This window comes from Nocardia sp. NPDC050717, from assembly GCF_040654275.1.
Classification (GTDB): domain Bacteria; phylum Actinomycetota; class Actinomycetes; order Mycobacteriales; family Mycobacteriaceae; genus Nocardia.
The window spans coordinates 369,221-385,295 of record NZ_JBFAHR010000001.1 but is presented as its reverse complement, the minus strand read 5'-3'; the positions used below and the strand labels follow the sequence as shown (position 1 = coordinate 385,295).

Below are 16,075 nucleotides of genomic sequence, written 5' to 3'. Positions count from 1 at the left end.
CGGCGGTCCCCCGATGAGCGGTCTCTGCCGCGCCACGGTCCGGGCGCCCAGGCTGGAGCCATGACGAACTCGATCTCCCTTCCTCGCGTCGGCCTCGGCGCCACCGGTCCCCGGGTCGGCCGCATCGGCCTCGGCGCGATGGGCATGTCCGGCATGTACGGCGCCGCCGACGACCGCGAATCCCGCGCGACGATCCACGCCGCCATCGACGCGGGCGCCGACCTCGTCGACACCGGCGACTTCTACGGCGCGGGCCACAACGAACTGCTGATCGGCAAGGCCATCGCCGAGCGGCCGCGGGCCGATGTGGTCCTGAGCGTGAAGTTCGGCGGACTGCGCGGCCCCGACGGCTCGTGGGGCGGTTTCGACGGACGCCCCGCGGCCGTGCGCAACTTCCTGACCTACAGCCTGACCAGGCTCGGCGTCGACCACATCGACATCTACCGTCCGGCCCGGCTCGACCCGGACGTGCCGATCGAGGACACCGTCGGCGCCATCGCCGAGCTGGTCGACGCAGGCTACGTGCGCCATATCGGCCTGTCCGAGATCGGCGCCGACACTCTGCGCCGGGCACACGCCGTGCATCCCATCGTCGACCTGCAGATCGAGTACTCGCTGCTCTCGCGCGGCATCGAGCGCGAGATCCTGCCCGTCGCCAGGGAACTCGGCGTCGGCATCACCGCCTACGGCGTGCTCTCCCGCGGCCTGCTCAGCGACACCTTCCGCACCGGCGGCGCACCGGCCGACGCCGCCGACTTCCGCACCCACAGCCCGCGCTTCCAGGGCGAGAACCTCACGCACAACTTGCGCCTGGTGGAGGCACTCGCCGAGATCGCCGCCGCCAAGGGGGTGTCGGTCGCCCAGCTCGCCATCGCCTGGGCACTGAGCCGCGGCACCGATATCGTGCCGGTGATCGGCGCGCGCAGCCGCGCCCGGCTCACCGAGACGCTCGACGCCCTGCGCGTCACGCTGAGCCCGGCGGAACTGGCCGCGATCGAGGCGGCCGCCCCCGCCGCGGCGGTCGCCGGGCAGCGCTACGCCGCGGCGCAGATGGCGGCGCTCGACAGCGAGCGCTGACCCCGGTCACCGCGCCGGCGCTACCGTTGAGGCAGGAACAGCGCGCCGACCGTGCGCGCGCGGTGGGAGTGGGTGGTGAGAGACGTGTTCGACCCGCTGGCCGATATCGATCGCGCCCTGGCCGAGCAGGCCGGCTGGACGTGGTTCGACGACTATCTGCTGTACACGTGCGGGGTGGTGGCGCTGCTCGCGGCCGGGCGCGGCGCCGAGATCCCGTCCACCCCCACCCGGGTCCGGCTGGAGCCGGGCGAGACCTGCCTCGCCGACGGCGGCGTCCACTGGTTCACCTGGCGCGGTCTCGGGGACGGCCGGTGGACGCGCGGCCAGGTGCGCGCCGACGGACGGACACCGCTCGGTGCCGCGGCGCACCTCGGCAACGGCATCCGCAACGAGACGCGGCGATCCCGCGCCGCGGCGGCCGCGCGGCCGCGCTGGGTGGCCGAGCGACCCGGCTCGGCGATGATCTCGAATCATCGTGTGCACCTTGCCAATCCGGATCAGTTTTGCTCGCTGCACTGGTCGGCGCTGGAGAGTGTCGACCTCACCGCGCCCGATCTGCTCGGCTGCCGGTTCCCCGACCGCGCTGGCACGCTGCAGCAGTTACAGATCCGCACCGCGTGGGCGCCGCTGATCTTCACCACCGCCGCGCTCCAGCACTTTCCTCAGCATCCCCAGCTGCGGAAGGGGACGTGGCTACCCGCCGGGTTCGAGGACAAGTGTCACCTGGCGGGCAAGAAGTGCCCGAAGGTGCGCTGACCGGTCAGCGCTGCCTGGCGCGGTAGGCGGCGACCGCGTTGCGGTTACCGCACGCCGTGCTGCAGTAGCGCCGCGAACGGTTGCGTGACAGGTCGAGAACCAGGCCCGCGCACGAGTCGTCGGCGCACACCGAGAGCCGGGCCAGGTCGTCGGCGCGGATCACATCGATCATCGCCATCGCGGTCTCGACGGCGATGCGGATGTCGAGCCCGGCCGAGGCGGGCACCGCGTGCACGTGGTAGTCGACCTCGCCGTGCCGGACCAGCTGCGGGACCGCGCGGTGGGTGGCCAGGATCCGGTTCACCAGGGTGACGGCGGTGTCGCGATCACTGGTGAGCAGTTCGCGCAGGGCGGGCCGCAGGGCCCGGACGGCCGCGAGTTCCGCGGTGTCACCGGAGCGGACGCCGGTGTAGTCGTGCCGGTGGAAGAACTCGGCCAGCTGGGCCGGTTCGGTGAGCGTATCGGGGTCCTCGGCGGAGTTGACCAATTCGACAGCCGCCAGCAACGCCGCTTCGGTGTCATGAGCGAAAACCACATTGACACATTACCGCAGGGTGCTTACCGTCATTAGTCATGGCGACGTTGACTCATGACGCAACCGCGCGACGGATGCGCACCGGCCTGCTGTTCGCGGTGGCCTCCGCGGCGTCGTTCGGGCTGTCCGGCTCGCTCGCGCGCGGACTGATGAACGCGGGGTGGAGCGCGGCCGCCGTCGTGGCCGTGCGCGTCCTGCTCGCTGCGGCGGTCCTGCTCCCGCTCGCGATTCCGCAGCTGCGCGGGCGCTGGAACCTGCTGCGGGAGAACCTGACTCTCGTCGTCGCCTACGGCCTGATCGCGGTGGCGGGCACCCAGCTGGCCTACTTCAATGCAGTCGCGCACATGGAGGTCGGCGTCGCGCTGCTCATCGAATTCGCCGCACCGATCGCGATCGTCGGCTGGCTGTGGTTGCGGCACCGGCAGCGGCCCGGCGCCGCGACCGTGGCGGGCGCGCTGCTCGGGATCACCGGCCTGCTCCTGGTACTCGACGTGGTCTCCGGCGTCTCCGCCGACCCGATCGGCATCCTGTGGGCGCTGGGCTCGATGGTCGGCGCCGCCGCCTATTTCCTGCTCTCGGCCGAGGGCGGCGAGCTGCCCGGCACCGTCCTGGCCGCGGGCGGCCTGCTCATCGGCGGGGTGGCGCTGCTCCTGGCGGGCGTCGCGGGGATCGTCCCCCTGCGCGCCACCACCGACACCGTGGTGTTCGACGATTTCAGCACGCCCTGGTGGGTGCCGATTTTGCTCATCGGCATCGTCACCGCCGCGATCGCCTACGTCACCGGCATCGCCGCGACCCGCCGCCTCGGTTCGCGCCTGGCCTCCTTCGTCGCGCTCAACGAGGTGCTCGCCGCCCTCATCTTCGCCTGGGCGCTGCTCGGCGAGGCACCCCGGCCGATCCAATTGCTCGGCGGGGCACTGATTCTCGTCGGCGTCGTCGCCGTGCGGCTCGGCGAACCGGAGCCACACGGGATCGGCGATCCCGCGGTGCCCGTGCAGCCCGAGGTGCGCACCTGACTCACCAGCGGTAGTCGAGGAACTTCCCGTCGAGCGTGATCACCACGCGGTCGCCGTCCGGGTGCGGGCGGCGGGCGATGTCGATGTTGAAGTTGATGGCGCTCATGATTCCGTCGCCGAATTCCTCGTGGATCAGGGCCTTGAGCGCGGGACCGTAGACCGAGACGGCTTCGACCAGCCGGTAGATCGTCGGGTCGGCCAGCTGGGCCGGGTCGGCGCCGCGCGAGGGCTGCAGGCGCAGGCTCTCGGCGATGGTCTCGTCGAGGTCGAGCAGCGCGCAGACCGCGGCCGCCTGTTCCGCGGTCATCGGGTGCTGACCGAGCAGGGCTGCCGTCGTCCACACCAGCGGCGCGCCCAGCGATTCCGCGATGGCGGCCCAGGTGAGCTCCTTGCGGATACGGGCGGCGACAACGAGGTCGGCGGCGGCGGACTTGCTCATGATCGGTTGCATGCGGGCTCCTGAGATCGGGGACGCCGCCAGCCTCCCACCCGCCGACCCATCCCCGCCATAGTGGCATACCACTATTTACGCAGCGGCAACCTTCAGTGATCGGCAGGCAATCTCGGCCGCGAAAACTACTGTGCTGGAAGCACTACGAATGGGGTTGCATGTCCTATCTGAAACCGGCCGACTTCGTCGAGAAGATGATCGACGCGGGCGAGGCCAAAGCGTTCATGTCCACCCGCGACACCGTGATCCGCGCCTACATGGCGGGCGCCATCCTCGCCCTGGCCGCCGCCTTCGCGGTGACCATCACCGTGAACACCGGCGAACCGCTGCTGGGCGCGGTGCTGTTCCCGGTCGGCTTCTGCATGCTGTACCTGCTCGGATTCGACTTGCTCACCGGCGTTTTCACGCTGGTGCCGCTGGCCCTGCTGGACAAGCGGCGCGGGGTGACGGTGCGCTCGATGCTGCGCAACTGGGGGTGGGTGTTCGTCGGCAACTTCGCCGGCGCGTTCACCGTCGCCGTGATGATGGCGATCATCCTGACCATGGGCTTCTCGATGGACCCCAGCGCTGTCGGCGAGAAACTGGGCGAGATCGGCGAATCCCGCACGGTCGGCTACGCCGAGCACGGCGGGGCGGGGATGCTCACCCTGTTCATCCGCGCGGTCCTGTGCAACTGGATGGTCTCCACCGGCGTCGTCGCCGCGATGATGTCGACCTCGGTGTCGGGCAAGGTGATCGCGATGTGGATGCCCATCATGCTCTTCTTCTACATGGGCTTCGAGCACTCCATCGTCAACATGTTCCTGTTCCCCTCCGGCCTGCTCCTCGGCGGCGACTTCTCCCTCGGCGACTATCTCCTCTGGAACGAAATCCCCACCGTCGTCGGCAACCTCGTCGGCGGCCTCACCTTCGTCGGCCTCACCCTCTACGCCACCCACGCCCGCACCGCCCCACCCCGCCGCCCCGAGTCGGCCGTCGACTAGACATCGACTCCCACCTCAAGGTGAAGCGCGATTATTTCAGTTTTCTGAACAGGGGCGACCTGGGTCGATACTCTCTGGCTCACCCACAGCAGTGGGACAGCGCGAATCCAGGAGTACCTCATGAGCTTCACCCTCACCCGGCGGGCAGGCGCCGGTCTGACGGCCTTCGGCGCGGTCGCGGCGGCCGCCGTGCTCGTCGCACCGCAGGCCTCGGCGCTCGTCCAGTCGATCGCGGTCAGCGGGACGACGCACTACGTCGACACGGCCTACACCGTGACCGCCGATGTCACCGCGACCTCGTTCCTGTTCAAGGTGACCTTCACCGACAACGGCACCCAGATCGGTGAGCCGGTCTCGGTGTCCAACGGCAAGGCCACGATCACCTGGACCCCGAAGACCACCGGCACCCACGAGATCAAGGCGGTCCAGGAACTCGTGAGCTCCAAGACGGTGACGGTGACCGTCGTCCCCAAGCCGACCAACCCGGGCCCGGGCGACGGCGACAGCGGCTCGGGCGGCCTCGGCGGCCTCCTCGACGCCCTGACCGGCTCGGCAGGCTGACGAACAGGCTCGACCCCGGAAACGACGAACGCCCCGCCCCCTCGGAAGGGGGCGGGGCGTTCGCGCTATCGACTAGCGGTAGTCGCTGAAGCCGTAGTCGTCCAGCGGCACCGCGGCACCGGTGGAGGAACCGAAGCTGTCCGGCGAGTAGTAGGTGTCGTCGTAAGACGGCACCGCGTACGCGGCGGCACGGGCTTCCTCGGTCGGCTGCACCTGGATGTTGCGGTACCGGTTGATACCGGTACCGGCCGGGATGAGCTTACCGATGATCACGTTCTCCTTCAGGCCGATCAGCTTGTCGGAGCGGCAGTTGATCGCCGCGTCCGTCAGCACTCGGGTGGTCTCCTGGAAGGAGGCCGCCGACAGCCACGAATCGGTGGCCAGCGACGCCTTGGTGATACCCATCAGCACCGGACGACCGGAGGCGGGCTCGCCACCCTCGGCCACCACGCGACGGTTCGAGGCCTCGAACTCGGCACGCTCGGTCAGCGAACCGGGCAGGAACTCGGTCGCACCCGAATCGATGATCGTCACGCGACGCAGCATCTGGCGCACGATGACCTCGATGTGCTTGTCGTGGATCGACACACCCTGCGAGCGGTAGACCTCCTGGACCTCGTGGACCAGGTGCACCTGCACCTGACGGGGACCCATCACGCGCAGCACCTCGTGCGGATCGGCAGCGCCCTCGAGCAGCTGCTGACCCACCTCCACGTGGTCACCGTCGGCCAGCAGGCGCTCGGTGCCGTCGTCGTGCTTGAACACACGCAGACGCTGACGCTTCGAGAGCTTGTCGTAGACGACCTCGTCCGACCCGTCATCAGGGATGATCGTGATCTTGTAGAAGCGGTCGTCGTCCTCGAGGCGCACCCGGCCCGAGACCTCCGCGATCGGCGCCTTGCCCTTGGGGACACGGGCTTCGAAGAGCTCCTGGACACGCGGCAGACCACCGGTGATGTCGTCACCCGCGACACCACCCTGGTGGAAGGTACGCATGGTCAGCTGGGTACCCGGCTCACCGATGGACTGGGCGGCGACGATGCCGACGGCCTCGCCGATGTCGACCAGCTTGCCGGTGGCCATCGAGCGGCCGTAGCAGGTGGCGCAGACGCCGGTACCGGTGGTGCAGGTCAGCACGGAGCGGACCTTCACCTCGGTGATGCCGGCCTCGAGCAGCGCCTCCAGGGCCGGGTCGCCGAGATCGGCGCCCTTGGCCACGACGACGTTGCCCTTCTCGTCGACCGCGTCGGTCGCCAGGGTGCGCGCGTAGGTCGAGGTCTCGACGTGCGCGTCCCGGATGAGCGAGCCGTCGGCCTGCTTCTCCGCGATCGGCACGACGATGCCGCGCTCGGTGCCGCAGTCGTGCTCGCGCACGATGACGTCCTGCGAGACGTCCACCAGACGACGGGTCAGGTAACCCGAGTCGGCGGTACGCAGCGCGGTGTCGGCCAGACCCTTACGAGCACCGTGGGTGTTGATGAAGTACTCGAGCACGGTCAGGCCCTCACGGAAGGAGGACTTGATCGGGCGCGGGATGAACTCACCCTTCGGGTTCGTCACCAGGCCCTTCATACCGGCGAGGGTACGGGTCTGGGTGAAGTTACCGGTCGCGCCCGAGTCGACGATCGTGATGATCGGGTTGTCGGCCGGGTAGTGCGAACGCAGCGCCGTACCGACCTCTTCGGTCGCTTCCTGCCAGATCTTGACCAGGGCGTTGTTGCGCTCCTGGTGATCGAGAGCACCACGCTGGTACTTCTTCTCGATCTGATCCGCCATGGCCTCGTACCGCTCCATGATCTCGGCCTTCTCCGGCGGAACGAGCACGTCCGACATGGAGACGGTGACACCCGAACGCGTGGCCCAGTAGAAGCCGGCGTCCTTGAGCTTGTCGACGGTCTGCGCGACGACGATCATCGGGTAGCGCTCGGCCAGATCGTTGATGATCGTGGCCTGCCGCTTCTTCGGCATCGGCTCGTTGATGAACGCGTAGTCCGCCGGGAGCAGATCGTTGAACAGCACGCGACCCAGGGTGGTCTCGGCCAGCCACGCGTCGCCGCGGTGCCAACCGTCCGGGAACAGCTCCGCCTCGATCTCCTTCGGCGGGCGCTGCTCGGTGAGCCGCACCTTGATCATCGAACGCACGGTGAGCTCACCGCGGTCGACGGCCATCTGGGCCTCGGCGGGCGAGGAGTACACGCCCTGCTCCGGCTCGTCCTTGCCCGCGGCACGGTAGGTGCCGACACCCTTCTCGTCGAGACGGGTCAGGTAGAACAGGCCGGTCACCATGTCCAGACGCGGCATCGCCAGCGGGCGACCCGACGCCGGGGACAGGATGTTGTTCGACGACAGCATCAGGATGCGCGCCTCGGCCTGCGCCTCCGCCGACAGCGGCAGGTGCACGGCCATCTGGTCACCGTCGAAGTCGGCGTTGAACGCCTCACACACGAGCGGGTGCAGCTGGATGGCCTTGCCTTCGACCAGCTGCGGCTCGAAGGCCTGGATACCCAGGCGGTGCAGGGTGGGCGCGCGGTTCAGCAGCACCGGGTGCTCGGCGATGACCTCTTCGAGGACATCCCACACCTGGGGACGCTGACGCTCGACCATCCGCTTGGCGGACTTGATGTTCTGCGCGTGGTTGAGATCCACCAGACGCTTCATGACGAACGGCTTGAACAGCTCGAGCGCCATCAGCTTCGGCAGACCGCACTGGTGCAGCTTCAGCTGCGGGCCGACCACGATGACCGAACGGCCCGAGTAGTCGACACGCTTGCCGAGCAGGTTCTGACGGAAACGACCCTGCTTGCCCTTGAGCAGATCGCTCAGCGACTTCAGCGGGCGGTTACCCGGACCGGTGACCGGGCGACCACGACGGCCGTTGTCGAACAGCGCGTCGACGGACTCCTGCAGCATCCGCTTCTCGTTGTTGACGATGATCTCGGGCGCGCCCAGATCGATCAGTCGCTTGAGGCGGTTGTTGCGGTTGATCACGCGGCGGTACAGGTCGTTCAGGTCGGAGGTGGCGAAACGGCCACCGTCGAGCTGAACCATCGGGCGCAGCTCCGGCGGGATCACCGGAACGGCGTCGAGCACCATGCCCATGGGCGAGTTGCCGTTGGCCTGGAAGGCCGCGACGACCTTGAGGCGCTTGAGCGCGCGCAGCTTCTTCTGGCCCTTGCCGGAGCGAATGGTCTCGCGCAGGCTCTCGGCCTCGGCGTCGATGTCGAAGTTCTCCATCAGCTTCTGGATGGACTCCGCACCCATGGCGCCGGTGAAGTACTCGCCGTAGCGGTCGACGAGCTCGCGGTAGAGCACCTCGTCGACGATGAGCTGCTTGACGGCCAGCTTGGTGAAGGTGGTCCAGATCTCGTCGAGACGATCCAGCTCACGCTGGGCGCGGTCGCGCAGCTGACGCATCTCGCGCTCGCCGCCGTCCTTGACCTTGCGGCGGACGTCGGACTTGGCGCCCTCGGCCTCCAGCTCGGCCAGGTCGGCTTCCAGCTTCTGCGCGCGGGCCTCGAGGTCGGCGTCGCGCTGATCGGCGACAGCCTTCTTCTCGACCTCCATCTCGGCCTCGAGGGTGCTGAGCTCGTTGTGGCGCAGCTCCTCGTCGACACCGACGATGACGTAGGCGGCGAAGTAGATGATCTTCTCGAGATCCTTCGGCGCCAGATCCAGCAGGTAGCCAAGACGCGACGGGACGCCCTTGAAGTACCAGATGTGGGTGACCGGCGCGGCCAGCTCGATGTGGCCCATGCGCTCACGACGCACCTTGGCGCGAGTCACCTCGACGCCACAGCGCTCACAGATGATGCCCTTGAAGCGGACGCGCTTGTACTTACCGCAGTAGCACTCCCAGTCCCGGGTGGGGCCGAAGATCTTCTCGCAGAAGAGCCCGTCCTTCTCCGGCTTGAGCGTGCGGTAGTTGATGGTCTCCGGCTTCTTGACCTCGCCATAGCTCCACTGGCGGATGTCTTCAGCGGTGGCCAGGCCGATCCGGAGTTCATCGAAGAAGTTGACGTCTAGCACGTAACTTCCTTTCCCCTGTTCGGGTCGAATTCGAGCAAAAAGTTCACTAGTTACCGATCGCGGGTCCGCGGGTGGCTGCCGGAGCAGCCACCCGCGTCACCACCTAGTTCGCCAAATCGTCGACGGTGGCCGCTTCGTTCCTGGACAGGTTGATGCCCAGGTTCGCCGCGGCGCGCTCCAGATCCTCGTCGTCGCCGTCGCGCATCTCGATCGCGGCGCCGTCCGAGGACAGCACTTCCACGTTGAGGCACAGCGACTGGAGTTCCTTGAGGAGCACCTTGAACGACTCCGGAATGCCCGGCTCCGGAATGTTCTCGCCCTTGACGATCGCCTCGTAGACCTTCACACGGCCCACCACGTCGTCGGACTTGATGGTCAGGAGCTCCTGCAGCGTGTACGCCGCGCCGTAGGCCTGCATGGCCCAGCACTCCATCTCACCGAAACGCTGACCACCGAACTGCGCCTTACCACCCAGCGGCTGCTGCGTGATCATCGAGTACGGGCCGGTCGAACGGGCGTGGATCTTGTCGTCGACCAGGTGGTGCAGCTTCAGGATGTACATGTACCCGACCGCGACCGGGTACGGGAACGGCTCACCCGAGCGGCCGTCGAACAGCGTGGCCTTGCCGTTCTCGTTGACCATGCGCTCACCGTCACGGTTCGGCAGGGTCGAGCCGAGCAGACCGGTCAGCTCCTCGTCGCGCGCGCCGTCGAAGACGGGGGTCGCGATGTTGGAGTCGGCCGGGGCGCCCAGCATCTCCTCTGGCAGCGACTGCGCCCATTCGGGGCGGGTGCCGTCGGTGGCGACGTCGACGTTCCAGCCGGCCTTGCCGATCCAGCCCAGGTGGGTCTCCAGGATCTGGCCGATGTTCATACGACGCGGAACACCGTGGGTGTTCAGGATGATGTCGACCGGGGTGCCGTCGGGCATGAACGGCATGTCCTCGGTGGGGAGGATCTTGCCGATGACGCCCTTGTTGCCGTGGCGACCGGCGAGCTTGTCGCCGTCCTGGATCTTGCGCTTCTGGGCCACGTACACGCGGACCAGCTCGTTCACGCCGGGAGGCAGATCGTCGTCGTCCTCGCGCGAGAACACGCGGATGCCGATGACCTTGCCGGACTCACCGTGGGGCACCTTCAGCGAGGTGTCGCGCACCTCGCGCGCCTTCTCACCGAAGATCGCGCGGAGCAGGCGCTCCTCGGGGGTCAGCTCGGTCTCGCCCTTCGGGGTGACCTTGCCGACCAGGATGTCGCCGTCGCGGACCTCGGCGCCGATGCGGATGATGCCGCGCTCGTCCAGGTCGGCCAGCACCTCGTCGGAGACGTTCGGGATGTCCCGGGTGATCTCCTCGGCGCCCAGCTTGGTGTCGCGGGCGTCGATCTCGTGCTCTTCGATGTGGATCGAGGTGAGGACGTCCTCTTCCACGAGGCGCTGCGACAGGATGATCGCGTCCTCGTAGTTGTGGCCTTCCCACGGCATGACGGCGACAAGAAGGTTCTTGCCGAGCGCCATCTCACCGTTCTCGGTGCAGGGGCCGTCCGCGAGGACCTGCCCCTTCTCCACCCGCTGGCCCTCGTCCACGATCGGACGCTGGTTGGAGCAGGTGCCCTGGTTGGAGCGGTTGAACTTGCGCATCCGGTAGGACTTGCGGCTGCCGTCGTCGGCCATCACGGTGACGTAGTCGGCCGAGACCTCCTCGACCACACCCGGCTTCTCGTTCACCACGACATCGCCGGCGTCGACCGCGGCACGCAGCTCCATACCGGTGCCCACGATCGGGGCCTCGGAACGAATCAGCGGCACGGCCTGACGCTGCATGTTCGCGCCCATGAGGGCACGGTTGGCGTCGTCGTGCTCGAGGAACGGGATCATGGCCGTCGCGACCGACACCATCTGGCGCGGCGAGATGTCCATGTAGTCGACCTGCGACGGGTGGACGAACTCGACCTCTTCACCGGCGCGGCGGACGAGGACCTTCTCCTCGACGAAGCGGCCCTCGGCGTCGACCGGCGAGTTGGCCTGCGCGCGGACGTAGCGGTCTTCCTCGTCGGCGGTCAGGTACTTGACCTCGTCGGTGACCTTGCCGTCGACGACGCGGCGGTACGGGGTCTCGATGAAGCCGAACGGGTTGACCCGCGCGTACACCGACAGCGAGCCGATCAGGCCGATGTTCGGGCCTTCCGGGGTCTCGATCGGGCACATGCGGCCGTAGTGCGACGGGTGGACGTCACGGACTTCCAGGCCGGCGCGCTCACGGGACAGACCACCCGGGCCCAGCGCCGACAGGCGGCGCTTGTGGGTCAGACCCGAGAGCGGGTTGTTCTGGTCCATGAACTGCGACAGCTGGGAGGTTCCGAAGAACTCCTTGATCGCGGCGACGACCGGGCGGATGTTGATCAGGGTCTGCGGCGTGATCGCCTCGACGTCCTGAGTCGTCATCCGCTCGCGGACCACGCGCTCCATGCGGGACAGGCCGACACGGATCTGGTTCTGGATGAGCTCGCCGACGGTGCGCAGACGACGGTTGCCGAAGTGGTCGATGTCGTCGACCTCGACGGGCACCTCTTCGCCGCCGGGGGCGGTCATCGTCTTGTCACCGGCGTGCAGACGCACCAGGTACTCGATGGTGGTGACGATGTCTTCCTTCGTCAGCACCGAACTGGTGACCGGCTCGTGCACGTGGATGCCGAGCTTCTTGTTGATCTTGTAGCGACCGACGCGCGCCAGGTCGTAGCGCTTCTCCTTGAAGAACAGGTTCTCCAGCAGGGTCTGCGCGGACTCCTTGGTCGGCGGCTCGCCCGGACGCAGCTTGCGGTAGATGTCGAGCAGCGCCTCGTCCTGGCCGGGCGTGCTGTCCTTCTCCAGGGTGGACATCATGATCTCGGAGAAGCCGAAACGCTCGACGATCTCCTCGGTGGTCCAACCCAGCGCCTTGAGCAGCACGGTGACCGGCTGACGACGCTTGCGGTCGATGCGGACGCCGACGGTGTCGCGCTTGTCGACGTCGAACTCCAGCCACGCGCCGCGCGAGGGGATCACGCGCACGCTGTGCAGGTCCTTCTCGGTGCCCTTGTCGATCGAGTGATCGAAGTAGACGCCGGGGGAACGCACCAGCTGCGAGACGACGACACGCTCGGTGCCGTTGATGATGAAGGTGCCCTTGTCGGTCATCATCGGGAAGTCACCCATGAAGACCGTCTGGCTCTTGATCTCGCCGGTGTTGTTGTTGATGAACTCCGCGGTGACGAACAGGGGCGCCGCGTAGGTCATGTCCTTCTCTTTGCACTCCTCGATGGAGGCCTTGACCTCTTCGAAGCGCGGGTCGGAGAACGACAGGGACATCGAGCCGGAGAAGTCCTCGATCGGCGAGAGCTCCTCGAGCACCTCCTCCAGGCCGCCTGCGAGACCGACGTCGCCGCGTGCGGCCGCCTTCTCACGCCAGTCGGGGGTACCGACCAACCAGGCGAACGAGTCCGTTTGTAGGTCGAGAAGTCCGGGCACCTCCAAGGGCTCACGGATCTTCGCGAACGAAACCCTCAACGGGGCTCCGGGGATTCCAGCCTTGGTCTGGGTGGAGACTGCCAAGATGCGTCCTTCCAGCACCTCACGCGCGTCGCGTGGTGGTCCGCGACCGTCGCTTGTCTGCTACGAATTCCGCTGGTTACAACCCGAACGAAACCCGAACAGGCAGCAGCGGAAGTAACACCGGAAGGTGGAACTTTCGTGTGCGAATCAAGGTGTGGACAGGAGGCAGCCAGCGCAACGTCCAAACTTACACCCATATATAAGGGGGTGTCAACATACCATCCGTGCGACCGCTCACACGGCAAACGCGCCGAACTCCCGTGGACGCTGGCCGCGTCGGGTGCCCTGGGCGCTGTGCCCCTGTAACAGCTGACGCTGCTGTGAATAGGGTGACGGTTCGCGCCCGGCTCGTCAAGTGGCGCGGCGGGGTCTGTCCGAGAAGTGAGATCGCCTGGCGCGCTACACATCCCCGCCGGGAACCGCGGCTATTTTACCCGCGACACGCCGTCGGCGCCAACCGGCAAAACGCCCGTTCAGAGGGCATTTTCCGGCCGAGGCATGACGAAACCCCGGCCGCGAGGACCGGGGTTTCGTGGTGTCTCGGAGCGCGCTCAGCCGTTGATCTGGCCGTGCGGAATCGTCTTCGTGTCGAACTGCTCGGTCGGCTGATCGGCGCCGTAGGCCGCCATCACCTGGGTGTCGTCGGACTCGGCGAGCGACTCGCGGATCGCGACCTGAGCGGCGTGCGGCAGGGTGTGCATGATCTCGCGAACCCTGGCCTGCCGCCGGAACACGGCCTGGCGGGCGGGCATGCCCGGCTCCGCCTTCATCTGCGGGATGATGCCCTCGATCTCCTCGGCGCCACCGTGGTGGTGACCGGCGTCGACGAGCGCCTGCTCGCGCGCCATCTGCGCCTCGTCCTTCTCCTCCGACATACCGATCGGACCGATCATGCGGCCGTTGAGGAACTGCTTGACCACCGGCTCCTCGCTGGTCAGCAGCACCTCGCGGGGGCCGAACATGACCAGCTGGCGGCGGAACAGCATGCCGATGTTGTCGGGCACGGTACGGGCCAGGTTGATGTTGTGCGTCACGATCAGGATCGTGGCGTCGATCTGGGCGTTGATGTTGAGCAGCAGCTGCGCCAGGTACGAGGTACGCACCGGGTCCAGACCCGAGTCGGGCTCGTCGACGAGGATGATCTGCGGGTCGAGCACCAGCGCGCGGGCCAGGCCGGCACGCTTGCGCATACCGCCGGAGATCTCGCCGGGCAGCTTGTTCTCGGCGCCGAGCAGACCTGTCAGCTCGAGCTTCTCCATCACAATCTGCCGGATCTCGGATTCCGACTTCTTCGTGTGCTCCCGCAGCGGGAACGCGATGTTGTCGAACAGGTTCATCGAGCCGAACAGCGCGCCGTCCTGGAACAGGACGCCGAACAGTTTGCGGATCTCGTAGAGCTCCTTGTTGGAGCAGGTGGTGATATCGGTGCCATCGATGAAGATGGACCCGCGCTCGGGCCGCAGCAGACCGATGAGCGATTTCAGGAACACCGACTTACCCGTGCCGGAAGGCCCGAGTAGCGCGCTCACCTCACCCGAGGGAAGCGTGATCGACACGTCCTGCCAAATTCGCTGAGAACCGAAGGACTTGGTTACACCCTCGGTCCTGACCTCGACGCCCACGCCTACCTCCATTGATCCCTGCGAGCACCCCACCCCGCTCCCGCACGCTCACATCACGGCGGCGCGTCACGGCTCTGTGGGTCCGGTCACTGTAACCCATCAGTGAGACGGGGCACACCCCTACATGACTGAAGAGTAACCCGGACCTCGGGGTACAGCGTGTATCACCTTCCCATGTCGGGACAAATGACAAACGGGCGGCCCCCGAAAGGGGACCGCCCGGCTGTCGAACGCGAAGCGCTGAATTACTTGACGGACACCTTGGCGCCGGCCTCTTCCAGCTTCGCCTTGGCGGCCTCGGCGGCCTCCTTGGCGACCTTCTCCAGGATCGGCTTCGGGGCACCCTCGACCAGGTCCTTGGCTTCCTTCAGGCCCAGGCCGGAGACGATCTCACGGACCACCTTGATGACCTGGATCTTCTTGTCGCCGGCACCCTCGAGGATGACGTCGAACTCGTCCTGCTCCTCGGCGGCGTCAGCGGCGGCCGGGGCGGCACCCGCGGCGGCAACGGCGACGGGGGCAGCGGCGGTGACCTCGAACTTCTCCTCGAACGCCTTCACGAAGGAGGACAGCTCCAGGAGGGTCATCTCCGAGAAAACGTCGAGCAGCTCTTCGGTGGACAGCTTGGCCATGATTGTTCCTTTCGGTAGTGAATGTCTGTGTGCGCGGGCGGTAACACCCACACGCGGGGGGTATTACTCGGCAGCGCCTTCGGCCTGCTTCTTCTCCTGCAGCGCGGCGGCCAGACGGGCCACCTGACCGGCAGGAGCCGAGAACAGCCCGGCAGCCTTGGACATGTTGCCCTTCATCGCGCCGGCCAGCTTGGCCAGCAGGACCTCGCGGGTCTCCAGGTCGGCGATCTTCTCGACCTCGGACACGGACAGCGCAGCGCCGTCCATGTAGCCGCCCTTGATGACGAGCGCCTTGTTGTCCTTGGCGAAGGTCTTGAGCGCCTTCGCGGCGTTGACCGGCTCACCCTGGATGAAGGTGATGGCGGTCGGTCCGACGAACAAGTCGTCCAGGCCCTCGACGCCCGCTTCCGCGGCCGCGCGCTTGACCAGGGTGTTCTTGGCGACGGAGTACGTGGCCTCGGCGCCGAGGGCGCGACGCAGCTCGGTGAGCTTGCCGACCGACAGGCCACGGTATTCCGTGACCACAGTGGCCGTCGAGTTCTTGAACTGCTCCACGATCTCCGCGACAGCGGTGACCTTTTCAGGCTTCGCCATACTTCGCCTCCTCTCTGATGTCGGTTCGTGAACGCGCACTACCGAATTCAGGGGCCGGCGACAAAACTAACGCCCCGGACGCAAGGCGTACCGGGGCGCGAAAGAATAGACTTCTTCTGCCTCAGCTCTCCCTGCGTGGGCCGCCGGCAATGTCGCCGGACCTTCGATCGACACCGCGCAAACGGCATCGACGACCAACGGTCTTCGGTAGAACGAATGGGTAGTCATCGAACAGG

At 67.2% G+C, this 16,075-nt stretch carries 12 protein-coding genes; 5 read left to right on the top strand and 7 right to left on the bottom strand.

Translation table 11 applies throughout. The annotated features are described in order from the left end of the window. Nucleotides 1-60 precede the first annotated feature (60 nt). Together AB0H56_RS01975 and AB0H56_RS01970 are read left to right on the top strand one after the other, a co-directional pair. Complete coding sequence (locus AB0H56_RS01975) at nt 61-1,077, top strand: aldo/keto reductase (RefSeq protein WP_357156162.1); 1,017 nt, start codon at nt 61-63, stop codon at nt 1,075-1,077. A 75-nt stretch (nt 1,078-1,152) separates the two neighbouring features. Then, the gene (locus AB0H56_RS01970) at nt 1,153-1,833 is read left to right on the top strand and encodes a hypothetical protein (protein ID WP_357156160.1); all 681 of its coding nucleotides are present in this window, start codon (nt 1,153-1,155) and stop codon (nt 1,831-1,833) included. Between the two features lie 4 nt (nt 1,834-1,837). Here the strand turns inward: AB0H56_RS01970 and AB0H56_RS01965 are convergent, their stop codons facing one another. Then, nucleotides 1,838-2,368, bottom strand: coding sequence for a CGNR zinc finger domain-containing protein (locus AB0H56_RS01965; protein WP_357156159.1), 531 nt, complete (start codon nt 2,366-2,368; stop codon nt 1,838-1,840). 38 nt (nt 2,369-2,406) lie between these two features. Between AB0H56_RS01965 and AB0H56_RS01960 the strand changes: the two genes are divergently transcribed. Next, nucleotides 2,407-3,384 carry a DMT family transporter gene (locus AB0H56_RS01960; protein ID WP_357156158.1) on the top strand — a complete coding sequence of 326 codons (978 nt, stop codon included), beginning with the start codon at nt 2,407-2,409 and terminating at the stop codon, nt 3,382-3,384. 1 nt (nt 3,385) lies between these two features. Here AB0H56_RS01960 and cynS read toward each other — a convergent pair whose 3' ends face one another. Beyond that, on the bottom strand, nt 3,386-3,835 hold the full coding sequence (gene cynS, locus AB0H56_RS01955) for a cyanase (RefSeq protein ID WP_357156156.1): 450 nt from the start codon (nt 3,833-3,835) through the stop codon (nt 3,386-3,388). Nucleotides 3,836-3,993: 158 nt separating this feature from the next. Here cynS and AB0H56_RS01950 point away from each other — a divergent pair, with 158 nt between their 5' ends. Both AB0H56_RS01950 and AB0H56_RS01945 read left to right on the top strand, forming a co-directional pair. After that, complete coding sequence (locus AB0H56_RS01950; protein ID WP_357156155.1) at nt 3,994-4,818, top strand: formate/nitrite transporter family protein; 825 nt, start codon at nt 3,994-3,996, stop codon at nt 4,816-4,818. 120 nt (nt 4,819-4,938) lie between these two features. Continuing rightward, nucleotides 4,939-5,379: a hypothetical protein gene (locus AB0H56_RS01945; RefSeq protein WP_357156153.1), complete on the top strand. Its 441-nt coding sequence runs from the start codon at nt 4,939-4,941 to the stop codon at nt 5,377-5,379. Between the two features lie 72 nt (nt 5,380-5,451). Here the strand turns inward: AB0H56_RS01945 and AB0H56_RS01940 are convergent, their stop codons facing one another. The 5 genes from AB0H56_RS01940 to rplJ all read right to left on the bottom strand — a co-directional run bounded on the left by AB0H56_RS01940 (nt 5,452) and on the right by rplJ (nt 15,839). Then, complete coding sequence (locus AB0H56_RS01940) at nt 5,452-9,405, bottom strand: DNA-directed RNA polymerase subunit beta' (protein ID WP_280216440.1); 3,954 nt, start codon at nt 9,403-9,405, stop codon at nt 5,452-5,454. 103 nt (nt 9,406-9,508) lie between these two features. Next, nucleotides 9,509-13,009 carry a DNA-directed RNA polymerase subunit beta gene (locus AB0H56_RS01935; protein WP_233000902.1) on the bottom strand — a complete coding sequence of 1,167 codons (3,501 nt, stop codon included), beginning with the start codon at nt 13,007-13,009 and terminating at the stop codon, nt 9,509-9,511. Nucleotides 13,010-13,542: 533 nt separating this feature from the next. Beyond that, entirely contained in the window at nt 13,543-14,613 is a 1,071-nt protein-coding gene (locus AB0H56_RS01930) for an ABC transporter ATP-binding protein (protein ID WP_233000903.1), read from the bottom strand. A 245-nt stretch (nt 14,614-14,858) separates the two neighbouring features. Beyond that, complete coding sequence (gene rplL, locus AB0H56_RS01925) at nt 14,859-15,245, bottom strand: 50S ribosomal protein L7/L12 (protein WP_110039246.1); 387 nt, start codon at nt 15,243-15,245, stop codon at nt 14,859-14,861. Nucleotides 15,246-15,308: 63 nt separating this feature from the next. After that, nucleotides 15,309-15,839, bottom strand: coding sequence for a 50S ribosomal protein L10 (rplJ, locus tag AB0H56_RS01920; RefSeq protein WP_110039245.1), 531 nt, complete (start codon nt 15,837-15,839; stop codon nt 15,309-15,311). Nucleotides 15,840-16,075: the final 236 nt, after the last annotated feature.